This is a genomic window from Paenibacillus sp. 37, from assembly GCF_008386395.1.
Classification (GTDB): domain Bacteria; phylum Bacillota; class Bacilli; order Paenibacillales; family Paenibacillaceae; genus Paenibacillus; species Paenibacillus amylolyticus_B.
In genome coordinates, this window is record NZ_CP043761.1 from 3,833,766 (window position 1) to 3,858,774 (window position 25,009).

Consider the following 25,009-nt stretch of genomic DNA (forward strand, 5'->3'; position numbering starts at 1 on the left):
GCGCGCTTATGTATCTCACAGATCGCGCGTTTGTCTATTTTGGGAACGAGTCTATTTCTAAAGATAATCATTATTGGACTGGAGGACATGATATGAACGATTTTACTTTATGGTATTCAACTCCTGCTACGGATTGGTCTCAAGGCCTGCCGCTGGGCAATGGTAGGATAGGAGCAGTAGTTATGGCGTCTTCGCATCGAGAGGTATGGAGTATGAGCGAGGTTACCTTCTGGTCGGGTCGGATTGAACAAGAACAGCCTTCCGAAGGAGGCAAGGCCGCACTGGAAGAGATGCGTAGCTATTTCTTCTCCGGCGATTATGACGAAGGAGATCGTCTTGCCAAACAACATTTGCAGCCAAAGAAGGGTAATTTCGGTACCCATCTTGGAATATGTGAAGTTGTTATTGATATGGAGAAGAAGAATTCGAATTCGGATGAAGGGGGAAATTTCCAACGTGAGCTGGATCTGACTCAAGCGCTTGTCGGAGCGTTCTGGAAGGATGACGACAGCATGATTCGACGTGAAGTTTTCGCTTCCAATGTCGATGATCTAGTGGTCTCCAGAGTCTGGAGCGAAGTTCCGGGTGGGGTAGCCTTTACACTCGGCTTACAGGCAGGCACGGAATCATTCAAGGTTGTAGCCTTAGATGACAATACACTTGCATTCCAAGGACAGGCAACGGAAAATGTACATAGCGATGGGACTTGTGGCGTATGGTCCAAGGGTTTAGTCAAGTTGGTTATTTCCGGGGGAACCATCACAAGTAGAGATGGTCAATTGATCGTGACCGGAGCGGATGAGGCATGGATTTATTTTGTTGTTAGTACGGATTATCGCCGTACTGATCAGGATTGGGAAACAGAGAGCGAGTCTACGCTGTTGAAGGCTTTAAATAAAGGTTATACCTCACTGAGGGAGGATCATATCCGCGATTACTGTGAGCAATTTGACAAGGTAGCTATTCAGCTCGGGGTCAAGGGGTTATCCGATCTCACTACAGATCAGCGTATTCGTTTGTTGGAACAGAGTGGTGGGGATGAAGATCCGCAGTTGTTCGCCTTGTTTTTTCAATATGGACGGTATTTGACCATCGCGGGATCTCGCGAGAACTCTCCATTGCCACTCCATCTCCAGGGAATCTGGAATGATGGTGAAGCGTGCCGAATGGGCTGGAGCTGTGATTATCACCTTGACGTAAATACTCAGATGAATTATTACCCTACAGAGATTACAAATCTGGGGAAGAGTCATCTTCCGTTATTTCGGTATATTGAGGACCTGGCACAGACGGGCAGGGAAACAGCTCGTCATGTGTATGGTTGCGACGGATGGGTCGCTCATGTCTTCTCCAATGTATGGGGTTTTACGCTGCCTGGATGGGAAACCTCGTGGGGGCTGAACGTTACAGGCGGATTATGGCTGGCTACACACCTGATTGAGCATTATGAGTACAGTCAGGATCGTGTTTTCCTTGAGAATGTGGCTTATCCTGTACTTAAAGAATCCGCGGCCTTCTATCTGGATTACATGTGTGAGCATCCTCGGAACGGTTGGCTGGTGACGGGTCCTTCCAATTCGCCGGAGAACCATTTCTATCCCGGTAATTCGAGAGAAGGGACACAACAGCTGTCCATGGGAACGACAATGGACCAGATGCTGGTGGGCAGACTCTTTGAGTTTTGTCTTCATTCAGTTGAACTTTTGAACAAAGACGAAGAACTCGGACGCAAGCTGGAAGAAGCAATTGGCAATCTTCCACCTCTACGGATCGGCAAGAAAGGCCAGTTACAGGAGTGGCTTGAGGATTATGAGGAGGCGCAGCCGGAGCATCGGCATTTGTCTCATATGTATGCGCTGTATCCGGACAGTAGGATTACACCTGACCATACACCGGAACTCAGTGCGGCAGTAAGGATAACGTTGGAGAACCGCATGGTCCAGGAAGAGTTGGAGGATGTTGAATTTACAGCTGCTTTGTTTGGACTGGGTTTTGCGAGATTGCATGATGGGGAGACGGCATATAAACACCTCTCACATTTGATTGGCGGCCTGTGCTTCGATAATCTGTTCACCTATTCCAAATCCGGAATTGCTGGAGCAGAGAGTAATATTTTTGTCGTTGATGGAAATTTCGGCGGTACAGCTGTCGTAGCGGAGATGCTGCTGCAAAGTTATGCGGGCGAGATTCACCTTCTCCCAGCGCTGCCACAGGCATGGAACACAGGCTCAATAACCGGGCTGAGAGCAAAAGGGAATGCCGAGGTTGACATCGTCTGGGAGAACGGACAGTTAATTTCTACGAACATTCAAACTTTCTCTGCAGGAACGTTCACTATTTGTTGGGGCAAACAAAGAACGATCCTTCATGCCGAAGCAGGCGAAATGTACTATTTCAATAGCGAGCTGGAGTTGGTAAAATAACGATCTATACTTGAAAATGACTTTCATTGATATGAACCATGGTCCCACGGGGGGAAAAACATATAATAGAGACAGAAAGAGACAAAGGGAGGGGACATGGATGTACAGTATTTTTTTGGTAGACGATGAAGAGCTGGGACTCGAGATGATGAGGGATTATATCCGTTGGGAAGAGATGGGGATCTATATCATGGGAACAGCGAGTAATGGCAGGGAGGCCTTGGAGAAGATTGAGGCTACCCAGCCGGATATCGTTCTTACCGATGTTCAGATGCCGATCATGAACGGTATTGATCTGGCTAGAAAGATATATGAGAGCTACGACTCGATCCAGGTGATGTTTCTGACCGGACACGATGAATTTCAATATGTAAAATCGGCTATCAACGTAGGGGCCGTGGGGTATATGTTAAAACCTTTGGATATGAACGAAATTGAAAGCGTTATCAGTAAAGTTAAACAGCGTTGTGAAGAGGTTGCAATGAAGAACCGTTCCATGGAGGCGGCCAAAGCCAATATCCTGAAGGAGTTATCTTACGAAAAAAATGAGGCTCGTGCTAATGATCTTGCTTGTAGTTACAGCCGTCTAACCCGACAACCGGAGACCGACCGATATGCAATGGCCTTGTTCAGTATCGATCCCAAGGAGGCTGAAGAGGAACAGCAAAGTCTGGAGGAATGTACAGGTCGGCTGGTGGCTTTTCTCGACCATTTCTTCAAGGCGAAAAACATGAAAGCGATCTTTGTGGATTACAAGGAAGGAGAGACAGGTGTATTTATGGAAGCGGCACAGCAGCCGGGACATTATGCGTGGGAAGACTTGGCTGAGGCTATTCGTAGTGCACTGGATTTCACGGTGACGGCTGCTGTAGGCAGACAAGAGACCGCGTTATCCCATATTCACTGTCTGTACGAACAGACGCGAACCATCTTGAATGAGCGTTTCTATGAAGGTTCAGGCACAATTATTCATGGGGGGAAGCTGTCGAACCAGTTTTATACAGAACATATGCCCCCTTTTGAACAAAAGGAATGGTTTGAGGCCATTAACCGACTGGATTTTGAATGGGCGGCACAGAAGCTGCACGGGTATATTGAGGGATTGGCAACACTGAGAGTCAAGAAAAAAATCATCTGCGACTGGTCGATAGATCTCGTGAATGAGCTGCTGGAGCAGCTTCATAAACCTGTTCCGAAGCGGGCTGAGCTATATCATTCCATCTATAATGCACTGACTCTGCATGAGATCGAGGATCTGATTCTCGGTACTGCGGAAGATGCGGTGAGCATGCTGGGCGAGCGGTTTATGGACAAAAATGCAAAATTGATTCACAAGGTCCGTACCTTCATCGATCAGAATTACAATCAGCCGATTACCATCAACAGCCTGTCTGATCAGGTCTATTTGTCACCGAACTATTTGAGATCCATTTTCAAGGACAAAACAGGGATGACAATTCACGATTATCTGACACGCATCAGACTGGATAAAGCCAGGGAACTGCTGGCAGACGGCTCGCTCAAGATTCACGATATCGCGCAGACCGTGGGCTATGAGAGTACATCCTATTTTATTTCTCTATTCCTGAAGACACAGGGCGTAACACCCAACGAATACAGGAAAAGTATATGACGATAGAGGCTGTCTGGTAATGTTGGTATTGATATGGCAAATGAAAGAGGCTTTCCTGTATGAATAGTAACATTGTGGTATGGAACATCCCCCTCCTCCTTTTTACAATTAGGCATATAGGAAAGGAAGGAGGAGAGAGGGGATTTGATTTGACAGCTCTTTATGAAAGCGATTACAAAAATGACTGTGAACCACTGCAGGAATAGGCATAGGGAGACCTAACTCAATCATTAGATAATGGAGGCATGTTATGTTGGGACGGATGATGAAAAAAGGATTTGTGTTCTTTATCATTTTTTGCTTGGTAGTTGGCGGGGGCCAGTTCGCCCGAACAGCTCACTCCGATGATATGAATACCTATGAAGCCGAAGCGGAAGGGAATACTTTGCTAGGTAACGCGATGATCTCTGATAGCCCGACGGCTTCAGGCGGCAAGAAGGTTGGAGGTATGTATCAGGGCAGTTCCTTGCAATTTAATAATATTGCTGTAAGTGAGACAGGAAATTATAAGATTTCCGTTTACTACATTTCAGGTGATTCGCGGCCATTCAATATTAGTGCGAATGGCGGGGAGAAGCAATATGAAGAACCGTCCAAGACATTCGACTGGGATACGGTGGGAACATATGATGTGACCCTTCCGTTGAACGCTGGGACCAACACAATCCTGATTGATGACAACAACTGGTATTCTCCCGACATCGACAAGATCGTGATCCGCGGTTTGGACAGTGGCCACCCGGGAGAAGGGGACGGAGACGACTGGAAGAAAAATTTGCATGGTGCAGTTATCGAGGCAGAAGCGGCCGACAATATCTTGAAAGGCAATGCCAAGGTGGTAGACAGCAGCATTAGTTCGGGTGGGAAGAAAGTAGCCGATCTGAACAAAAACAGTTCACTCCAATTTACGAATATCAACGTACCGGCAGATGGTACATATTTGATCCGAATATCTTATATCTCCGGTGATCAGCGACCTGTTTATATGCAGGTGAACAATGACACGGACGAGATGATTGATCTGCCCAAAACGGCAAGCTGGGACACGATTGGCATGTATGATGTGGAGGTATCTCTTCATAAGGGTGTCAATATCATTACGTACTCGGATCATGATTGGTACTCCCCCGATTTTGACCGAATTGAAGTCATCCCGTATACGCTTAGTTATGAAGCCGAAGATTCGGGCAATACGCTGACTGGTGAAGCGCGTGTAACGGAGAGTCCGAATGCTTCCGGCGGCAAAAAGGTCGGCTATCTGAATGGCGGGAGCTCCTTGACGTTCAATAAAATTATAGCCCCCATGACAGGTGATTACCGCGTTAAGGTAGATTATTTTTCCGGTGATCCACGGAGTTTCTATGTTCATGCGAATGGTGGGGAAGAGCAGTTCCATGACCTGCCCAAAACATCGGATTGGGATACGGTAGGTACGTATGATCTTACACTCCCATTAACTGAAGGCGAGAATACGATTACCTTTTCAGACAACAATGGCTATTCTCCCGATCTGGACCGGATTATCGTAGAGCCTGCGATAGAGACAGAACCCGAGAATCCTGGTGAAGGAGATGATGATCTGGGAACACCGGGTGACTCGCAACGATACGGGGATATTACAGTGACTGATTACACGCATGGCCTTCTGGTATCGAACGGACAATACGAAGTGTCTTATAATACCCAGACTGGATTCGTCGGTTATAGCTGGGCAGACGGACAGAAGATGCGGGGTATCTTCAGTAGCATTAAAATTGGTGAGAGTCTTGTGGAAACCAAAGGGTATGAGAGTCATACGAGCGGTGGAGCACCGCTGGAGATTCAGGATGGATTCGGCAAAGGCATCGAGTTGAGCTTTGTTCATACGTCAACTGGTAAACCAACCATGAAGCAGATTTATCGGTTTTATGAAGATCAATCGTATTTCCTCAACCGTCTGGACGCCATCAGTGATACAGAAATCCAGAGTAATTACATGTCACCAATTACTGTGAAAAACACGGGTGGTGTGGATATCGGCGTCAGCTCGGATAACCGCGTGCTTACGGTGCCTTTTGACAACGATGCATGGATTCGCTATAAATCTCAAACCATGAACCGGGCGGATACCAGCTATGAGATGACAACGGTATTCAATAACTCGACACGTAACGGTCTGGTGATCGGTTCAGTAACCCATGACACCTGGAAGACCGGTATTGACTGGAAAGGCTCAGCTAATCGTCTGAATGAATTTACTGTGTATGGCGGGGCAGCGAGTGACGTTACCCGCGATTCCCAGCCACATGGCAGCCTGTCCGGTACTGAACTGTCCTCACCACTGATTATGGTAGGTGGTTTCAGTGACTACCGCATAGGGCTTGAAGAATACGGTAAAGCCAATGCGATTATCACACCTCCGCTGGCGTTGAATCCAGTGCTGCCACAAGGTGTTCCAGTGGGCTGGAATAGCTGGGGAGCCTATGACAGCGGGCTGTCGTATCAGAATGTAGTGGATGTGTCCAATTATTTCAAGAACAATCTTAAGAAGTTCAACAATAACGGCAATGTATTCATTAATATGGATTCCTACTGGGATAATCTGAGTGATGCTGAGCTTGCCCAAGCTGTATCTGTCATTAAGGACAATGGTCAGCATGCAGGCATCTATTGGGGACCATTTGTGTATTGGGGCAATGATATGAGCCAAAAAGTAGATGGTACCAACGGGCAATATACGTATGGTGATATTGTGCTCAAGGATGCTAAGGGGGAACCTCTGCCGACACTGGACGGAGCATATGCACTGGATGTGACACATCCGGGGAGTCAAATGCGCATGAATTATTTTCTGGATAAGTTTAAATCACTTGGATTCACATTCATCAAACTGGATTTCCTAACACACGGCTCACTGGAAGGTCAGCATTATGATACAACCGTGACGACAGGAATCCAGGCTTACAATGAAGGGATGCGTTATGTCGAAGAGCGATTGGATGGGAAAATGTTTATTAGTGCGTCCATTGCACCGATCTTTCCAAGTCAATATGCGCATAGCAGACGGATCTCTTGTGACACCTATGGCAAAATCAATGAGACGGAGTACATGCTTAATTCATTGACATATGGATTCTGGCAAAATGGGACGATTTATTCCTATACAGACCCTGATCATCTGGCATTAAGCAGAGCATCAAGCTTGGAGGAAGCCCGCAGCCGGGTAAATTCCGGTGTAATTGCCGGCACGGTGATGATGGATTCCGATGATGTGAACGATCCCAAGGCACAGGAATACATGACATCATTGTACAATAACACGGATGTTCTTCAGGTGGCGCTGAAAGGCAAAGTATTCAAGCCGCTTGAAGGAAATACGAATGCAAATGCCGCAGATTCGTTTGTTCTGAAGGAAGGCAATGATTATTACCTTGCTGTATTTAATTACAACGGCAACAGTTCAGCAAACAAAACGATCGATCTGGGCCGCGCCGGACTGAATGATTCCAAAACCTATACTTTAAAAGACTTGTGGACAGGTGAATCTTCGTCAGCCACAGGTTCATGGTCCATCTCGCTGGGGCCGGCTGAATCGAAGTTGGTTAAATTGACCGAAAAAACGATTATCCCTGAAAATCCAGGCAACCCAGGAAACCCAGGTAATCCAGGAAATTCAGACACTCCTGGCAACAATGGCAATAACAACAATAATATTAGCGGAAACTCCGGCAGCACCGCTGCTGAAGGGAAAGATACAGCAACACTGGTCATCAAAGCCGATATGCTGAAAGTGGACAGTGAGGCAGGGAAAGTCGTCATAGACATCAAGGCTGGTACTCAGGAGTTGCAACTTTCATCTCCTGTCTTACGCCAACTCGGCAACCATACACTGAAAGTGAAATCAGGCAAGTTAACTTTGCAAATCCCTGCGAGTTTGTTCCAGCAGCTATTGGATAAGTTACCAGCAGGGCAACAGGATGATAGTACAATTTCCTTGAAAATGGTTCCGCTTGGCAGCAAGGCCAAGGAGGTCGTTGCAGCAGTGGAAACATCTTTCCGGTCAACGGTTTCCCTTAAGGGAGAAATCTATGAATTCAGTCTTTCGGCAACAACTAAATCAGGTACAACCGAAACACTCGCTGCGTTTGATCACCCGGTTACGCTGAGTCTGGCAGCGGAAGAGGGGTTCGACCCTTCACAGGGAGGAATGTATTATATTAACGAAAATGGAGAACTGGAATTTTTAAAATCGGATTATGCGAATGGTGTATTAACGACTAAAGTGAGCCACTTTAGCAAGTATGCTGTTCTGGAACTGAATCGGACGTTCGCTGATGTTCCGGCCAATCATTGGGCCAGCTCTGTCATCAAAGAGTTGGCGGCTAAGCTGTTTGTTGATGGCACAAACGAGGAACGATTTGAGCCAGGACGTGCAGTCACCCGCGCGGAATTCACCACCATGCTCGTTCATTCTCTGGGGCTGACCGTACCAGGAGAAGTACAATTTTCAGATGTTGCGACAGATGCCTGGTACGCGGAACCTATCTCGATTGCGACACAAGCCGGTATTGTGAAGGGACGAAGCGCAGTCAGCTTCCAGCCGGATTCACAGATTACCCGGGAGGAAATCACGGTGATGCTGATGAAGGCATATGAACTGAATGTTGGAAACGTGCCTGTTGGTTCTACCGATATCTTGTTTACCGATATGGATCAGGTTTCTTCATGGGCAGCTGATTCGGTAAAGGATGCAGCCCGACTAGGACTGGTCCAAGGCCAAAGACAGGGACAGTTTGTGCCTAAAGGGATCGCATCCCGTGCAGAAGCGGCTCAGGTCATCTATAACCTGATTTTGAAGTAAGCTTTAAGGCTGCGAATTATATCGCAGCCTTATTTTCATAATTTTGAGATGACAGATGATTTCCCCTATGGATTGTAAGAATGCGATATGGCTAATCCGCCTGCTGCTTCCTACAATAATATGTATGTTCACAACACACAGCATATAGGTACCAAAACACGGAACCTGAAAGGGGTAAACATGACGATTCAATATCATGAACAATTGCGTATATTTGCAATACAGACACAACATTCATCCTATATTTTCGGAATTAATGAGAGAGAACACCTACAGCATCTGTATTGGGGAGATCCAGTGAGTATCGAGGACAGCGCTCCGTTGCTCCAACTACAATCCCATAGCTCTTTTGACGCGGAAGTGGAAGGAGAGGTGGGGGAGTACAGCTTCTGGGGAGGAGCATCTTATACAGAGCCATCTCTGAAACTGCGGATGCCTGATGGTGTCCGCGATCTTCAGGTTAGATATGACCGTCACGTGGTCATTGAACAGGATGGCAGACAGACGCTGATTATTACGTTGAAGGATCAGGTATATGCACTTGAAACGCAGCTGGTCTATCGGGTCATCCCGGAATTCGACTTGGTGGAGCGTTATGCCAATATCATAAATACGGGTCAGGAGGATATTGTGCTGGAAAGCATGCAATCCGCAGCCTGGACTTTGCCATATCTCCATGATTACCGTCTGACGCATGTTACGGGTAAATGGTCGGGTGAATTCCAACTGCGCAATACCATTTTGACAGAGGGAAAAAAGGTACTTGAATCGCGGAGAGGTTTCACAGACGGCCATGCCAACCCATGGTTTGCCATAGATGACGGCCTTTCGACTGAAACAGGAGGTGGGGTATGGTTTGGTGCTCTCGCCTGGAGCGGCAACTGGAAGATTGTCGCTGAGAAGACGCCATTCATGCATGTGCGGGTCACAGGTGGCATCCATGATTTTGACAATGAATGGTTGCTGGGTGCCGGCGAAACGTTTGAGACACCTGTCTTTGTCGGCGGATTCAGCCCTGAGGGCTTTGGCGGCATGAGCCACCGCTTGCATCAGTATCAATATGATTACATACTGCCGCGCAGTGAAATCGGTAAAGTGCTGTACAACTCCTGGGAAGCTACCTATTTCGATGTTAATGCCCAGGACCAAATGGCGCTTGCCGAAAGGGCAGCCAAAATGGGTGTGGAACTATTCGTTGTGGATGACGGCTGGTTTGGGCAGCGGAATTCCGACCGTGCGGGGTTGGGTGACTGGAACGTGAACAAAGAGAAGTTCCCGAACGGACTTGTCGAGCTGATTGACCGGGTTCATGGACTTGGGATGGAATTCGGCATATGGGTGGAGCCGGAGTCGGTCAACCCGGATAGTGATCTCTACAGAGCACATCCGGACTGGGTATATCATTTTGAGACACGGGGACGTACGGAGCTTCGTAATCAGCTGCTGTTGAACATTTCCAAGCCAGAGGTCAAGCAATACATTATCGATTTTATGACCGAACTGCTTGGCAATCATGAGATTAAGTTCATTAAATGGGATATGAACCGGACCATTACGGAACCGGGCATGAAGGGTCACCCCATTAACCGTCAGAAAGAAGTATGGGTAAGGCATGTCCAGAGCTTGTATGATATCTGGGCACGGCTGCGAGCCAAGTTCCCGGATGTCGAGTTTGAGACCTGCGCAGGAGGTGGCTCGCGGATTGATCTGGGCATCTTTCGTTATGCCGATCAGTCCTGGCCGAGTGACAATACGGATGCGTTCGACCGTTTGAGCATTCAGGAAGGCTTCTCGTATACATACGCACCACGTATGATGACCTGTTGGGTAACCGAGTCGCCTACAGGAATGAACGGCCGCAACGTCTCTCTGAAGTATCGCTTCCACAGTGCAATGATGGGCACACTTGGTATTGGTTCCAATCTGAACGAGTGGAGTGATGAGTGGATTGGGCAGTCCGGGGAATTCATCGATCAGTACAAAGCCATTCGCCACCTGGTGCAATTCGGCAGACAATTCCGCCTGACTGCGCTTCGTCATAAGGGAGTTACCGCTGTCCAGTACAGCGATGCAGCCGGAAGTGACCATGTGCTGTTCGCCTTTCTTCACTCGCAGAAGCTGGGTGAACCGTTGCCAAGACTCCGTTTGGCAGGTCTTCAGGCTGACAAGACCTATCTCATTGAAGTGCTGGGGTTATCGGTTAGTGGACGTGCACTGATGAACATTGGGGTGGAATTGCCTCTACGCGGTGATTTCGACAGCCTGGTGTATCGCATCCTTGAGCAAGTATAACGTTCTGGAAGAACTGTTTAAAAGGAGTGCTTTGCAAGCCACTAGTGGCTGCATTGCACTCCTTTTTTATTGGATCTCTTTTTGCGGCAGACGGATCTGTACGGTAGTTCCCATACCAATTTTGCTATACACTTTAACACCGTAGTATTCACCAAATTTCAGCTTAATCCGCCGATCCACATTTGAAATCCCATAACCCCGTCCTTCTTTCTCTTCAAACAAAGCCTCAAGCTTCTCTCGCCGCATGCCCATTCCGTCGTCTATAACCGATAAGATGATACTATTGTTCTCAATGACACCCTTGATATGGATATTTAGAGGCCGATCCTGATTCCAAAGAGCGTGAATGACTGCATTCTCCACAAAAGGCTGCAGCGCAAGCTTCACGGTCGAGTAGGGCAGGATCGATTGATCTATCGTGTAGATGATGTTCAGCTTTCCCTTAAATCGAATAAGCTGAATGGCATTATAGCTCTGCGTCAGTTTTAATTCCTCATTGATGGTCAGGATACTCTTTCCTTTATTCAGGGATATCCGATAAAACTTGGCCAGATGAAGGACCATATCCTGAATCTGTGGATCTTGATGCTTTACGGCCAGAGAGGAGATCGAGCCCAGTGTATTATACAGAAAATGAGGATTGATCTGAGCTTGAAGCAGGTCAAGCTCGGCTTCCTTGCTCTGCAGCTCCTTTTGGTAGACCTCCGTCACCAGGCTTTTCAACCGGGTTGTCATCTGTTCGAATGCAAAGTGAAGCTGGCCGATCTCATCACTGCCCATTTGTTCCTCATGGGTAGGGTTGAAATCTCCCCGTTCAATGCGCCGAATCATCCGTATTAACGTCCTGATGCGTTTGCTGAATAGCGATGCGGTAATATAAATGAGCAGCAGCGCCACGCCGATGAAGCCTAGTGAAATTTTGATAATAAGCTGAGAGAGAGCTTTGGCATCCTTGATAATACTGTCATAAGGGAAAATGGATACCGTTTTCCAGCCGTTTTTGAGCGTGTTATAGACCGCTAGGGCCTTTACGCCTTGATACGTTGTATCAAATCTCCCTGAAGCCGCATCGTCAAAATGTTGATGAAGCAGTTCGGGCAGGCTTGTATTAATTAACTGTTTGTCGGCGGAGGACAGAATCATACCTTTGTCATTTATGATGAAAATATCTTTGCCGCCTGCTTCCTTTTCCATTAAGGAATAGATGACCGACTCCGAGATTTGAAAGACCAGCATCCCGTAGGGATACTGATTACTATTGTTGTTCAGCAGCCGGGCGAGTGTAAACATGGCAGGACCGTTCTCTGTCTGCGGCGTTGAGAGATGAATAATGTTCCCATAGGATTGCTGCAGCTTGTGAAACAGTTCCGTGGTCTGAACTTCGGGTGTGATCGGCCGGATATAAAAATTGTCTTTGGGCAGCGACGGATTATCCGAATAAATGAATGCGCTATCAAAATCAGGGTAGGCAGCCATCACGGTGTCAATTCGATTGCCAATGTAATTATAGACGTCCAGATAGGATGGGTCATCCTGATACTCGTTTGTCAGGTAATTGGCAAGGCGGTTATCCAAATAAATGGAGGCGGAAATGTGTTCGTAGCTATCCAGTTTGTTCTCCAGATTTTTAGTGATCTGAGCTGTTGAGTTCGTCATATTGATGTAGATCTGCTCGGTAAGTTTCGTTTTGGTAAGTTCATAGGAAAGATAAACCAATAGCATCATTGGAATGATGGTGACCAGAACAAATACCATGAACAACTTGGAACGAAAGCTCAGGTTAACAAAAGGCATGTATATGTATTTTCGATAGAATTGGCGCATCCGGAAGCCCTCTCTTGACTGAATATTCGTTGCACAGTTCATCATAGCAGAGTGAATATGGAAATCCAATCCTCACTTTGCACAAAAACATCTTTAAAAAGCGGTATCTTTCGGAGAATTCAACTATGGCGAGTAATCCGTGTCAAATTTATGATTAATAGGAGAGAAGTTGAATCAAGATATGGCCGACCATGCTGCTGTATAGAAAAAGGGAGGGTACTTAATGCATAAGGTAAGCGCTATCAAAACAGTCAGGAGCAATAACTTGATAAGCAGACTAAAAGAGCAAAAATGGTTATTCGTGCTTATGCTTCCTGCCTTCATTGCGACATTGTTATTTTCCTATGGTCCGATGTTTGGACTGTATATGGCGTTTACAAATTATCAACCGGGTGGGGGATCGTTCTTTTACCAGTTCTTCCATGCCGAATTTGTAGGTTTCCAATGGTTTGAGTATTTCTTTACTACAGGGGATTTCTACCGGGTTATGCGTAATACGCTTGCGACAAGCTTGCTCACGCTGTTCTTCGGATTTCCTGCCCCGATCATCCTCGCGCTTGTGCTGAATGAAGCGAGACAGGGATTTTTCAAACGTTTTGTGCAGACGGTTTCTTATCTGCCACATTTTATCTCATGGGTTATTGCAGCCAACATTGTGATTACGCTGCTGGCTTCGGATGGAATGCTTAACAACATTCTGGTTCTGCTGGGCATTGTCAAAGAACCCGTTGCATTTTTGCAAAACGGTCCTCTGTTCTGGTGGATTATCGCATTGTCGAACATGTGGAAAGAGATGGGGTTCAGTGCCATTATGTATCTGGCTGCAATCGCTTCCATTAATCCGGAGCTCTACGAAGCGGCCAGGGTGGACGGAGCCAGCCGATTCAAGCAAATGTGGCATATAACGCTGCCATCCATGCGCCCTACCATTGTCATATTGGCTATTCTCGCGGTCGGAGGCATTTTGAATGCAGGATTTGAACAGCAATATCTGCTGCAAAATAACACCGTACTTGAATACTCCGAAGTTATTGATATTTATGCTTACAAATACGGACTACAAAACAGCATGTTCTCTTATGGTGCTGCTGTGGGGATGTTCAAATCCGTTGTCGCCTTCATTCTTGTCCTTATCGTGAACCGGATTTCCAGAAAAGTGAACGACCAGGCGTTGTTCTAACTACAGAAGACAGAGGGGAGCGCTTGTAATGATTCTGAACCGATTCGGGGATCGTATTTTCAAAATAATTGTGTATTTCATTCTTATTCTCGTATTACTGGTTACATTTCTTCCGTTTTGGAATATACTCGTTCTTTCATTGAATAGCGCGGAAGATACGGTACGAGGCGGCGTCTACCTGTGGCCAAGGGATCTGACCTTGGATAGTTATCAGCAGATTCTGAAAGATAGCGAAATATTGAACGGGCTGTGGGTAACCGTCAAACGAACGCTGATTGGCGCACCGCTATCGGTTCTCGTCATTACGATGCTTGCGTATCCGCTAAGTCGGCGGAATCTGATTGGTCGCAAAGGCTGGAACCTGTACTTTATCTTTACCATGTATTTCAGTGGCGGACTGATTCCGTTCTACATGGTGCTTAAAGCGCTGAATATGATCGATACCTTTTCGGTGTTCATTTTGCCAAGTTTGATGAATGTCTTCTATATGATCATTGTCCGTACTTTCATGGAACAGCTACCCCATGAGATTGAAGAATCGGCGAGGGTAGACGGGGCTAACGATCTGACAATTTTCTTCCGAATTGTGATGCCGCTGACAACACCTGTACTTGCAACGGTGGGCCTTTTCCAAGCCATTGGACATTGGAATGCCTGGTTTGACTCCTATGCGTTTACCTACAGCTCAGACCTGAAGACTCTGCAGGCCGTGCTTGTCAAAATATTGAATCAATTTCAGACCGGTGGCATGATTTCCCAAACGCAAATGTTGGCTAATTCAGCCAAACGAAACGCCGTTTCCAGCGATACCATTCGAATGGCTGCTACGATGGTAGCCACCTTACCAATCGTTATGGTGTACCCGTTCCTGCAAAAATACTTTGTTAAAGGCATGACTTTGGGAGCGGTGAAAAGTTAATCTGTTCCATAATCCGGTTACAGGGAAGGCTTGTCCGGTGGTCTCTCCCTGAAAGGGGGTGGGCAAAGATCGTTTTGGAAATGCTCAATCTAGCACAACAGGAATTTATTCATTGGGAGGAATTAGGGTGTCAATGACAAAGACTAAAAAATGGATGACCATGGGAATTACAGCTGCAATAGCGGTTGGTTTGCTGGCGGGTTGCTCCTCCAATGATGGGGAGAACAATACAGCAGGTAAAGACGGGGAACAAGGGCCGATTACGCTGACTTGGTTTGATGGCAATACCAAAGGAGAACCATTTACCGATGCAGTTGCCCAGGAAATCACCAAAAAGACTGGCATAGAGATCTCCATCCAGCAGCCAACAGGTAACCCAACGGAAAAACTGAGCCTGATGCTCGCCAGTGGTGACTATCCGGATGTGGTAGTCATGAGCCGAGGAGATGCTTCCCTCGACAAATACATTTCAAGTGGGGCATTCATTCCACTGGATGAGTTAATTGAGAAATATGGTTCTGATCTGAAAGAAATGTACGGAGATACCTTGACCAAAACACGTAATACAGACGGCAAGAACTACTATCTGGCAAACTGGTATGGACTCGACAGTGATCCGGTTTTTGGTATGCTGATGAGACAGAGCCTGTTGGAAGAGTTTCTTCCGGACAAAGCAGATGGTTCACAGCCCCTCACAACAGACGAATTCGAAGCACTCCTGAAAAATTTTAAAGAGAAATACAATACGATTGATGGCAAAGAATCCATTCCGATGACGATGAACGGGGAGAACATGGGTGCGAATCTGGGCACATTCAAAGGCATGTGGGGCTTAAAAACGTATTATGACAACAACGGACGTCTGCAATATGATGTCAAGGACCCCAAATATCGCGAGATGCTGTTATACATGAATCGCTTATATAGAGAAGGTCTGATCGAAAAGGAATTTGCGATTAGCAAAACACAGACCTGGATTCAAAAGCTGACGACTGGTGCGGTATTTGCTACCCCAGGTGCATATTGGGACCCGGGGAACGGCAATGCGGCCTTGAAGAAGGATGGCGGGGAAAAGAATCAACTCTTTGCTTACAAAGTTGTTGCTCCAGGTGTAGATCCGACTCAAACGACGTTTGGCCCAAGAAGTTCGCTTGGATGGGATGCAATCGCCATTACCAAAAACAACAAACACCCGGAAGAAACGATAAAGCTGTTTAATTATCTGGCGAGTGATGAAGGACAGCATTTGCTGCTGTGGGGCAAGGAAGGCGAACAGTACACCATGGTGGATGGCAAGCGACAACCAAAACCTGAATTCCTGCAAAGCTTCAAGGATAATTGGGATGATACGGTGAAGAAAAGCGGCGTTCGCAAATGGTTATGGTTTATCAAAAATGGTCTGGACCCGAACGGACAGCCGTATGACATGGCAGTTAAATTCCAGCGCAGTGAAGTGGATGAACTGGCCATTAAGAGTCTGGGCGATTCCGTATGGGATACAGCGCAGTATGACAACCTGAATCCGGATGGGGGAACACCTCAAGCTCTGACGGCCCAGAAAGTGAAGGATATTATGGATCAGAGTATTACGAGAGCCATTATTGCCCCAAGTGAGGCCGAAGCCAATTCGGTATTCGACAAGATGCTGGAGGATATGAAAAAGGCTGGCGATGAGAAAGTGGAAGATATCATCAACGAAAAATATGCTCAGCGTATGGAACTTTGGTCTTCCAAATAATTGGATATCAACTTATAAATAAATACTTATGTCAAAAACCTATTTTTTTTAAAACCCGTTAATCTGTATGAGATTAACGGGTTTTTGTTGGGATAAAAATGATGGGGGGCGGCAGATATTTTAAAAATACATCAGAGAATTATCTAAGGGAAATCTCTCTTTTGGGTTTATCTTCATGCAGTAGTAATATTGCAGAAACTGGTGTTCAAAGATCAACTTTCTCTTACAAATCAATGGAGGACACATGAGTCCTCCATTGATTTTACTTGGAGGTGAAAATACATGATTTGTGATTCCTTGGGAGTAATAGAAGAGTTTATTCTATTTTGAAATGACCGTAAGCAACCTTTGACCTCATTCACTCTACTGAGTATCGTTTGGAAGTTCATCATTGAGTTTCTGGTACCCAAGTCCCCATGTTTCCATAGAGAATATAATTGGCTTAAGCGAATTTCCTAATTCACTTAAGCTGTATACAACTCTCGGAGGAACTTCCGCAAAAACAGTACGAATGACAATTCCATCCTCTTCCATTGAACGTAAATTTTCAGTGAGTACCTTTTGACTGATCTCCGGGATACTTTTACGAAGTTCTCCGAATCGTTGAGTTCCCTTCAAGAGATCCCTCATAACCAATAACTTCCACTTCTCGGTTTTCCACCAACACGAAAAAAAATCGAAGTAAATGCAATGAATTTTTATCGGATCTCTAATGGCCAGATTAGTGAAGAGTATGGTCAACCCGATATGCTTGGCTTGCTTCAACAAATAGGGGCAATTCCAAAAGCATAGAAACCGACCTTATTCCAACTTTAGTAGGATTTAAGGTCGGTTTGTTCGTTTAAGTGAAGGGACACTACTAATAATGTAATAAGAAAACTCAATATTTCGTGGCGAGACATTGGTTTTAACAAATCCTTTACTAATCCTAACTGTCAATAATGCTCTTGATATTTTTAATTGTTGCAAAATGCATTGCTTCATGGTAAATCAGAAAACCCAGTAATTGTTCTACATTTGTAAAGATAAGTCCTGTAGAAGACTTGTAATGAGGATTGATTTCTTCTTTCAATTTGCTTAAAAGTAGCGATTCAACCCTTTCAATTTGTTCAATTAACAAGTCGATTATTTGAGACAACGTTGGAGGCTCTATATTCCAGTCAGATGGTTTAGTTCCTGAATCAAACAACTTATTAAAATTAGCAGGATAATTGCTTTCTTGCCCAGTAAGTTGAAAAGCGAACTTCTCATGTATAACATACATGTGGCCTAGATTCCACTTTATATTGTTTTTCAAACCTGTTGGAATTATTTCCGAGGCAGAGTCATTTATATTCCTCACATAATCAATTGCCTGACGGCGAACAAATCCCAATTGTTTTGCGACAAAATTGTTCATAATATTGACCTCCGATAAAGTCGCTAATGAAATCGTTAAGAAAAAATCACTTGTTTTTTTGGGGTGAAGAAATTCCGCCAGTTTTACTAAAATACACTTTTGTGTCAATGACCAGACTTGCTTTTAGAAACATAAGTTGAGACTCGTTGTGACAGATTTGCCAACGTACGTTCAAAATAGGATTCATCATGAAGAGCTCTACTCAGAATTAATCCCCCTTGAATACTAGCAATTGTTTCCTCTGAAATTTGGTCAGCAGTCTCTTTAGAGATCCCTGTTTGAACTAGTGCCGCGCTTAGGGCTTCAATCCATCTCACAAAATATTGCCGAATAACAGCAGCGAATCGATCTCTGGTTTCGTCCAAAGCGAATGCACCAATAAGGCATATACGCTGACCGGATTGAAAATAAGTATCGACCTCTTGCCACATATGATCAATGGCTGCCCGGGGTTCATTCTTTTCGAGCGGTTCAAAAATGTTCTTGATAAACCATTGATCAATATGTGCAAGAATTTCAGCAGCCATCTCATCTTTTCCACCCGGAAAAAAATAATACAAGCTTCCTTTAGATAGACGCGTACGGGCTGTAATTTTACTCAAAGATGCGCCCTCATAACCTAATTCACGAAATACCTCAGCAACGAGAGGGATGACATCAGCTTTTTCAAAAACAGTACGAGTCATAGGTTTAACTCACTTAGGCTTGGATGATCAGCGGGGCGCGTGCCGAGAGGCCAATGAAATTTGCGATCTTCTTCCTTAATCGGCATGTCATTAATCGAAGCAAATCTACGTTGCATTAAGCCGTCATCAGCGAATTCCCAATTCTCGTTCCCATACGATCTGAACCAATTGCCACTATCATCACGCCATTCATATGCAAATCTTACTGCAATACGATTATCCGTATATGACCAAAGTTCCTTAATAAGGCGATAGTCCAGCTCTTTAGCCCATTTTCGAGTTAATAAAGAGACAATCTCTTGGCGGCCTGTTATAAATTCGCTCCGGTTTCTCCAATAACAATCCTCAGTATATACAAGGGAGACGCGCTGAGGGTCTCGGCTATTCCAGCTGTCTTCAGCCATACGCGTTTTTTGGATTGCTGTCTCAAGAGTAAATGGGGGAGTTAAATTATTCATTAGATTTCCTCGCTTTCTAAACTGTTTGTATCAGTATAAACCGATCGGTTTATAAATTCAAGTTTACATCCGAAATTCAATACAAATTTCGAAACGGTTCAGATTCATAATGTACCAAGTAGCCATCAATCATATGCATAGTGGCACTTTTTGTGTATTACTAATGATCAAGAAGGTGTTCATTCTTCATATGCATTTCCTATAAAATAATGAAAGAGCAGGACGTCTCCTCTATAGGAGACGTTCTACTTTTTCTCTCATTTTGTTCTTTTGGTTAAAATCATCAGTCGAACTTAATTTAACCCTGTAAAAATTCGATCAATGCTGCATTAAATTGTTCAGAATGGGTTGCATTAAATCCGTGTGGTCCACCTTCGACAACGACCAGACGACTGCCAGGGATGGATTCATGAGTACGTTGTCCACTCACCTCCAAAGGCACAATGGCATCTGAATCACCATGGATAACCAGTGTTGGAATGTTGAACTTCTCCAGATCCTGACGGAAATCCGTAAGGGCAAAGGCAGCAATACAATCCAATGTGCCTTTAGGTGAAGCCAGAGCTGCAATATCACGGTTATAAATACGGAATGGTTCGCTCACAAGGTCTGTACGATCTCCAGCAGCGAAAAAGTTGCTTGTAAAACCATCCAAAAATGCTAGCCGATCCGCTTTAACCCCGTTTTGGAATTCTGCAATCGTTGCATCATCCAACCCACCTTGAGGATTGTTTTCGGTTATATAGAGATATGGAGGAACCGCTCCCGCGAATACGGCTTTGGAAACACGCTCTGTTCCGTAGGTTCCCACATAACGTGCAACTTCGCCGCCACCCATGGAGAATCCGACTAATGTGGCATCGTGCAGATCAAGGTGCAGTATCAATTTATGCAAATCCGAAGCGAAAGTATCATAGTCATAACCATCCCAAGGTTGGGAAGACTGACCAAATCCACGACGGTCATATGTGATAACACGGTGGCCTGCTTCAATTAGGGCAGGAACTTGCTTCTCCCAGGATCGCCCACTCAAAGGCCAGCCATGAATCAGAATAATTGGTTTTCCCTCACCATGATCTTCATAATACAGTTCAATTGGTTGTTCATTCTCAGCGCCTACATTTACTTTAGACATAGAAAATACCTCCATGAGTTATTATATTTTTGTTCATACAGAAGCTATAAGCTCAGAAACATGAATGGGGGCTTGTTCATGGATCGCCTCACTCTCTATACTGTTTGTATTAGTATAAACCGATTGGTTTATACTTGCAAGTTTATATCTTAGCGTGGGTACTCAGTTAATCATCAACATATTCCTTTGAGAAGCGCGAAAGGTCGATGACGAATCCCACCCAAGATTATCAGCATTGTCAGCCTACTTCACAAGATGAACAAAAGAGAATTTAAAATGAGAAAACTCGTTTAATTTTTGCACGCATCGCTTGACGGTTTTGCAGGAGGGCCGAAAGGTGAAATGGGAGTTTGGCTGGTTTCCTACGATGCTGATTTGGAGAAGCATGCGAAAGGAATTCTGAGTTCTGCCGACAATGTCATTAATCTGGCGCAATTGATCAGGGAGCGAAGGAGTATTCGTAAATGTAACTCTACGCCAGTGGACCGGGAGTTAGTTGTTGAATTACTTCGTAAGGCTATTCAGCTTCAACCATTTGTTGAGGCTGGCTCGTGGCGTGTGGTATATACCGGAACTCCTGAATCATCTAAACGGCTGGTGGACTTTATGATGCAACAGATATCACAGAGCAAGCTGGGGAATCTGATCCCTGGAAAACTAATGGAGGTTTTTAAAAAGAGATTTACCGATATTCCCGCGCATGTCATTGTTATATCCAATGTCGGTACTGATCGACTGACCAATGACCGCAATTATGCGGCTGCCTGCGGGGTGATGCAGAGCTTCCAGTTGTTGGGCTAAGAACGAGGGTTAGGCGTGTTGTGGGATACAGAGTCCATGATTCAGCATGAAGGGTTCTTCAATGGAATTGGCTTACGTGAGCATGAAAGATTTGTTGGTATTCTTCTACATATAGGATATTTCGACAAAGCGCCAAGAAGTAGGAAAAGAACGCCAGCCCAGCAGAAGTGGACCATATTGCGTGGGCAGAATACATAGGAGAGAGGAGGATGTAAAAATTAAATTGTCGATCTGGAAGGTCATGGACGGTTCCAGTGAGTTTTTAGATCGAACGGTATCGCAGGATCTAATCCTTGAATTGCTCAATCATGCCGTATTGGCTCCAAATAAGTAACGAGCGCATTGCTGCGGTTCTAGAATTGGGACGGTGCAATGAGTCAATAGGGAATACTGAGTTACCAGAGACTCAACTTCATTTTGAACTGTTGTAGCAGGATTTGAACGTTTTCCCTATTAAAAGAAGGATTAAACTGAATGAGCAGAGTTATCATGTACATTCTTCTTTTCCGTTCATTTGATATAATTGATTCAAAACACTAGTTTAGAAATACGCTTAATTAAAAAATAGAGGAGTACTTATGAAAGAAGAAATTATAAAAAAATATTTCTTTATGTGGGTAAGTAGAGATTTTACGTCATTAGATACGTATTTTTCGGATGATATTATCTACCGCGAATGTTATGGAGCAATGTATGTGGGTATAGAGGAAGTCCATTTGTGGATCAAAAAAATGTTACTGAAGCAAGTTGTCTTAGAATGGAAGATAAAAAATATTCATCAAGTAAATGAAACCTTATTTTTTGTAGAATGGTATTTTGAAGCAAAAGAAAAACAACTTTATTCATTTGATGGTATATCAATGATTAGATTTGATGGAAATAAAATCCGATTAATAGAAGAGTATGAAGCTAAACATGAAACTTTTAGACCATGTAAGATTGACTAAAGATGTCGCGGGACAAGAACATGGTCCCATTGAATTGAAGTCGCTATTTTAGCGACTTTTTTATGTGATCGGTAGAAGTTCGTGTCCCGAATCAAGGAAAAGAACTTCTACCGATTGCCGAATGAACAAGAACATATTCCTTTTTCAGATTAGATATATATCTAATTAATTAAGAGTGCATAACTTCGGCAAACGCTTCCGCTACTTTCGGGGAAGGGGGAATAATCACTATATTTATTTGCGTATTTTTCACTTTTTTGTCCTCCACATGTGTACAAAGAATAAAAAAGATGCTACATTGAAATTAGTCAAACCCCCTTTATAACAAGGTTTTTTCGCATAATGACATGTCTCCTGTACAAGGACAAACGTATATCAAGGAGGGAATCAAATGTCAAGTCAAGCATTGGACCAATTTTTAAGTTCGAACATCGAAGATCTAAAGAATAAAGGTCTATATAACTTCATCGATACACTGCAGGGGGCAAATGGTCCTGTTATTCGTATTGACGGAAAGTCCCTAATCAATTTGTCTTCTAATAACTATCTGGGCTTGGCAACAGATTACCGCCTGATTGACGCTTCAGTTAAGGCGGCGCAGACATACGGGGCAGGAGCAGGGGCTGTGAGAACAATTAATGGTACGATGGATCTTCATATTGAGCTTGAAGAAAAACTGGCTCGTTTCAAAAAAACGGAAGCCGTTATCGTGTATCAATCGGGATTTAACTGTAATATGGCTGCTATATCCGCTGTAATGGACCAGCATGATGCGATTTTATCCGATGAGCTGAACCACGCTTCCATTATTGATGGCTGCCGCCTGTCGAGAGCCAAGGTGATTCGCTTTAAGCATTCGGATATGAATGATTTAAGACAGCAGGCAAAAGAGGCCAAGGAATCCGGTCAGTACCATAAAATTATGGTCATCACCGACGGGGTTTTCTCCATGGATGGTGATATAGCAAAACTTCCCGAAATCGTGGAAATAGCAGAAGAATTCGATCTGATTACTTATGTCGATGATGCACACGGTTCGGGCGTTCTCGGAGCAGGTGCAGGAACCGTGAAGCATTTTGAATTGTCCGACCGCATCGACTTTCAAATCGGTACTCTTTCCAAGGCGATCGGCGTTGTCGGCGGTTATGTGGCGGGTAAAAAACAGTTGATCGAATGGTTGAAGCTGAGAAGCCGTCCGTTTCTGTTCTCGACATCGCTACCTCCGGCTGCAATCGCTTCCTGTAGCGCTTCTATCGACATTTTGATGAATGACAAAGAACTGATCGAGAAGCTATGGGCGAACGGCAATCATTTGAAAAATGGCTTGAGCCGGCTTGGATATGATGTAGGCCAAAGCGAAACTCCGATCACACCTTGTATCATTGGCGATGAAGTAACCACCCAACAGTTCAGCAAACGGCTCTATGAAGAAGGCGTTTACGCCAAGGCAATCCTGTTTCCTACGGTTCCGAAAGGAACTGGAAGAATACGCAACATGCCGACAGCTGCCCATACCAAGGAGATGCTCGACCAAGTGATCTCTGTTTATGAGAAAGTTGGCAAGGAAATGAAGCTGATTTAGTGCATTCGCGGGAGTATATTTCGGGAGGAATGTCTTATGAACAAGATTTTGGTGACCGGGGCACTCGGCCAAATCGGTTCTGAGTTAGTTGTTAAATTACGTGAGATTTATGGTGCGGATTATGTCGTTGCTACGGATCTCAGGTCATCAGCCCACGAAATTACCCGATCCGGACCATTCGAGCTGCTGGACGTGACGAATGATAAGGCGATGTTCGAAATCGCCAAGCGGTACGAAGTTGATACCATCATGCATTTGGCTGCGCTGCTGTCGGCTACCGCAGAGGAGAAACCCCTGCTTGCCTGGAATTTGAATATGGGCGGATTGATGAATGCACTTGAAATATCCAGAGAGCTCGGCTGCCAATTGTTCACTCCAAGTTCCATTGGATCTTTTGGCCCTACGACTCCGAAATACAATACCCCGCAGGATACAATCCAGCGGCCCAATACGATGTACGGCGTGAACAAAGTGTCCGGTGAACTGCTTTGTGATTATTACTTTCACAAGTACGGCCTGGATACTAGGGGGCTGCGATTCCCAGGATTGATATCTTATATGACGCCTCCCGGTGGAGGAACGACGGATTACGCGGTGGAAATTTATTACGCAGCCGTGACGACTGGACGGTATACATCTTATATCGCCAAGGGCACAGACATGGACATGATGTATATGCCGGATGCCCTGAACGCTATTATCAATTTAATGGAAGCGGATTCATCCCGATTGATACACCGAAACTCATTTAATGTCACTGCAATGAGCGTGGATCCGGAGGCGATTGCTGCAACGATTCGGGAGGAATTTCCCGGTTTTATCCTAGATTATGACGTTGATCCGAAGAGACAGGCGATAGCCAATAGCTGGCCGCATTCCATTGATGCGACAGCAGCAAAAACAGAATGGGGATTTCATGCCCGCTACGACTTGAAGGCCATGACGAAGGATATGCTATCACAGCTAAGCGAGAGACAAATGCTTCGCAAAGCTTAAATCTATTATAAATTCACTGTGCCAAGCGAGTAGAAATACAAAAGAATCTGCATCAAGAGGAGGTTTGACGTTACCCGGACCTTTTGTTGCAGCTTCTTTTTTTTCATCCTCCATCTTGCGAGAGGAAATAAGGCTGGGTTGAAGGAACAGGACATG

General features: G+C 45.0%; 18 protein-coding genes. 12 read left to right on the forward strand and 6 right to left on the reverse strand.

Annotated elements, in window-relative coordinates:
* Positions 1–92 precede the first annotated feature (92 nt).
* From F0220_RS16435 to F0220_RS16450, 4 genes are all read left to right on the forward strand, one after another.
* A complete protein-coding gene (locus F0220_RS16435; protein ID WP_105598919.1) occupies positions 93–2,423 on the forward strand; it encodes a glycoside hydrolase family 95 protein in 2,331 nt (776 codons plus the stop codon).
* A gap of 100 nt (positions 2,424–2,523) precedes the next feature.
* Entirely contained in the window at positions 2,524–4,056 is a 1,533-nt protein-coding gene (locus F0220_RS16440) for a response regulator (protein ID WP_105598920.1), read from the forward strand.
* A gap of 250 nt (positions 4,057–4,306) precedes the next feature.
* Positions 4,307–8,896: an S-layer homology domain-containing protein gene (locus F0220_RS16445; protein WP_149846700.1), complete on the forward strand. Its 4,590-nt coding sequence runs from the start codon at positions 4,307–4,309 to the stop codon at positions 8,894–8,896.
* A gap of 180 nt (positions 8,897–9,076) precedes the next feature.
* A complete protein-coding gene (locus tag F0220_RS16450) occupies positions 9,077–11,188 on the forward strand; it encodes an alpha-galactosidase (RefSeq protein WP_105599152.1) in 2,112 nt (703 codons plus the stop codon).
* 66 nt (positions 11,189–11,254) lie between these two features.
* On the opposite strand, the gene F0220_RS16455 is transcribed toward F0220_RS16450, so the two are convergent.
* Positions 11,255–13,012, reverse strand: a complete 1,758-nt coding sequence (locus F0220_RS16455) for a cache domain-containing sensor histidine kinase (protein ID WP_181155436.1) — start codon at positions 13,010–13,012, stop codon at positions 11,255–11,257.
* A 265-nt stretch (positions 13,013–13,277) separates the two neighbouring features.
* On the opposite strand from F0220_RS16455, the gene F0220_RS16460 reads away from it, so the two are divergent.
* The 3 genes from F0220_RS16460 (at position 13,278) to F0220_RS16470 (ending at position 16,849) form a co-directional block, all read left to right on the forward strand.
* Positions 13,278–14,192, forward strand: coding sequence for an ABC transporter permease (locus F0220_RS16460; protein WP_373564964.1), 915 nt, complete (start codon positions 13,278–13,280; stop codon positions 14,190–14,192).
* A 28-nt stretch (positions 14,193–14,220) separates the two neighbouring features.
* On the forward strand, positions 14,221–15,111 hold the full coding sequence (locus tag F0220_RS16465) for a carbohydrate ABC transporter permease (protein WP_029880772.1): 891 nt from the start codon (positions 14,221–14,223) through the stop codon (positions 15,109–15,111).
* A gap of 133 nt (positions 15,112–15,244) precedes the next feature.
* Entirely contained in the window at positions 15,245–16,849 is a 1,605-nt protein-coding gene (locus F0220_RS16470; protein ID WP_105598923.1) for an extracellular solute-binding protein, read from the forward strand.
* A 363-nt stretch (positions 16,850–17,212) separates the two neighbouring features.
* Here F0220_RS16470 and F0220_RS16475 read toward each other — a convergent pair whose 3' ends face one another.
* Positions 17,213–17,467, reverse strand: coding sequence for a winged helix-turn-helix transcriptional regulator (locus tag F0220_RS16475; protein WP_258170173.1), 255 nt, complete (start codon positions 17,465–17,467; stop codon positions 17,213–17,215).
* A gap of 72 nt (positions 17,468–17,539) precedes the next feature.
* Here F0220_RS16475 and F0220_RS16480 point away from each other — a divergent pair, with 72 nt between their 5' ends.
* Positions 17,540–17,641: an ester cyclase gene (locus F0220_RS16480; protein WP_244660857.1), complete on the forward strand. Its 102-nt coding sequence runs from the start codon at positions 17,540–17,542 to the stop codon at positions 17,639–17,641.
* Positions 17,642–17,777: 136 nt separating this feature from the next.
* Here the strand turns inward: F0220_RS16480 and F0220_RS16485 are convergent, their stop codons facing one another.
* The 4 genes from F0220_RS16485 to F0220_RS16500 all read right to left on the reverse strand — a co-directional run bounded on the left by F0220_RS16485 (position 17,778) and on the right by F0220_RS16500 (position 20,527).
* Positions 17,778–18,248 carry a DinB family protein gene (locus tag F0220_RS16485; protein WP_105598924.1) on the reverse strand — a complete coding sequence of 157 codons (471 nt, stop codon included), beginning with the start codon at positions 18,246–18,248 and terminating at the stop codon, positions 17,778–17,780.
* Positions 18,249–18,352: 104 nt separating this feature from the next.
* Positions 18,353–18,934 (reverse strand): TetR/AcrR family transcriptional regulator, encoded by a 582-nt coding sequence (locus tag F0220_RS16490; protein ID WP_105598925.1) that lies wholly within the window; start codon positions 18,932–18,934, stop codon positions 18,353–18,355.
* Entirely contained in the window at positions 18,931–19,392 is a 462-nt protein-coding gene (locus F0220_RS16495) for a nuclear transport factor 2 family protein (protein ID WP_105598926.1), read from the reverse strand. The genes F0220_RS16490 and F0220_RS16495 overlap by 4 nt, the downstream gene beginning before the upstream one ends.
* 298 nt (positions 19,393–19,690) lie before the next feature.
* Positions 19,691–20,527 carry an alpha/beta fold hydrolase gene (locus F0220_RS16500; RefSeq protein WP_105598927.1) on the reverse strand — a complete coding sequence of 279 codons (837 nt, stop codon included), beginning with the start codon at positions 20,525–20,527 and terminating at the stop codon, positions 19,691–19,693.
* A 342-nt stretch (positions 20,528–20,869) separates the two neighbouring features.
* On the opposite strand from F0220_RS16500, the gene F0220_RS16505 reads away from it, so the two are divergent.
* From F0220_RS16505 to F0220_RS16520, 4 genes are all read left to right on the forward strand, one after another.
* On the forward strand, positions 20,870–21,328 hold the full coding sequence (locus F0220_RS16505; protein WP_223199712.1) for a nitroreductase family protein: 459 nt from the start codon (positions 20,870–20,872) through the stop codon (positions 21,326–21,328).
* 578 nt (positions 21,329–21,906) lie between these two features.
* Positions 21,907–22,275 carry a nuclear transport factor 2 family protein gene (locus F0220_RS16510; protein ID WP_091020109.1) on the forward strand — a complete coding sequence of 123 codons (369 nt, stop codon included), beginning with the start codon at positions 21,907–21,909 and terminating at the stop codon, positions 22,273–22,275.
* A gap of 391 nt (positions 22,276–22,666) precedes the next feature.
* Positions 22,667–23,857: a glycine C-acetyltransferase gene (locus F0220_RS16515; RefSeq protein ID WP_091020108.1), complete on the forward strand. Its 1,191-nt coding sequence runs from the start codon at positions 22,667–22,669 to the stop codon at positions 23,855–23,857.
* A 36-nt stretch (positions 23,858–23,893) separates the two neighbouring features.
* Entirely contained in the window at positions 23,894–24,853 is a 960-nt protein-coding gene (locus tag F0220_RS16520) for an NAD-dependent epimerase/dehydratase family protein (protein WP_105598928.1), read from the forward strand.
* The last annotated feature ends 156 nt before the right edge of the window (positions 24,854–25,009 follow it).

Excerpts from the sequence above, each read along its gene's own strand:
- F0220_RS16435 (WP_105598919.1), top strand. The coding sequence starts at position 93 with ATGAACGATTTTACTTTATGGTATTCAACTCCTGCTACGGATTGGTCT.
- F0220_RS16440 (WP_105598920.1), top strand. The coding sequence starts at position 2,524 with ATGTACAGTATTTTTTTGGTAGACGATGAAGAGCTGGGACTCGAGATG.
- F0220_RS16445 (WP_149846700.1), top strand. The coding sequence starts at position 4,307 with ATGTTGGGACGGATGATGAAAAAAGGATTTGTGTTCTTTATCATTTTT.
- F0220_RS16450 (WP_105599152.1), top strand. The coding sequence starts at position 9,077 with ATGACGATTCAATATCATGAACAATTGCGTATATTTGCAATACAGACA.
- F0220_RS16455 (WP_181155436.1), bottom strand. The coding sequence starts at position 13,012 with ATGCGCCAATTCTATCGAAAATACATATACATGCCTTTTGTTAACCTG.
- F0220_RS16465 (WP_029880772.1), top strand. The coding sequence starts at position 14,221 with ATGATTCTGAACCGATTCGGGGATCGTATTTTCAAAATAATTGTGTAT.
- F0220_RS16470 (WP_105598923.1), top strand. The coding sequence starts at position 15,245 with ATGACAAAGACTAAAAAATGGATGACCATGGGAATTACAGCTGCAATA.
- F0220_RS16480 (WP_244660857.1), top strand. The coding sequence starts at position 17,540 with ATGAATTTTTATCGGATCTCTAATGGCCAGATTAGTGAAGAGTATGGT.
- F0220_RS16485 (WP_105598924.1), bottom strand. The coding sequence starts at position 18,248 with ATGAACAATTTTGTCGCAAAACAATTGGGATTTGTTCGCCGTCAGGCA.
- F0220_RS16490 (WP_105598925.1), bottom strand. The coding sequence starts at position 18,934 with ATGACTCGTACTGTTTTTGAAAAAGCTGATGTCATCCCTCTCGTTGCT.
- F0220_RS16495 (WP_105598926.1), bottom strand. The coding sequence starts at position 19,392 with ATGAATAATTTAACTCCCCCATTTACTCTTGAGACAGCAATCCAAAAA.
- F0220_RS16500 (WP_105598927.1), bottom strand. The coding sequence starts at position 20,527 with ATGTCTAAAGTAAATGTAGGCGCTGAGAATGAACAACCAATTGAACTG.
- F0220_RS16505 (WP_223199712.1), top strand. The coding sequence starts at position 20,870 with ATGGGAGTTTGGCTGGTTTCCTACGATGCTGATTTGGAGAAGCATGCG.
- F0220_RS16510 (WP_091020109.1), top strand. The coding sequence starts at position 21,907 with ATGAAAGAAGAAATTATAAAAAAATATTTCTTTATGTGGGTAAGTAGA.
- F0220_RS16515 (WP_091020108.1), top strand. The coding sequence starts at position 22,667 with ATGTCAAGTCAAGCATTGGACCAATTTTTAAGTTCGAACATCGAAGAT.
- F0220_RS16520 (WP_105598928.1), top strand. The coding sequence starts at position 23,894 with ATGAACAAGATTTTGGTGACCGGGGCACTCGGCCAAATCGGTTCTGAG.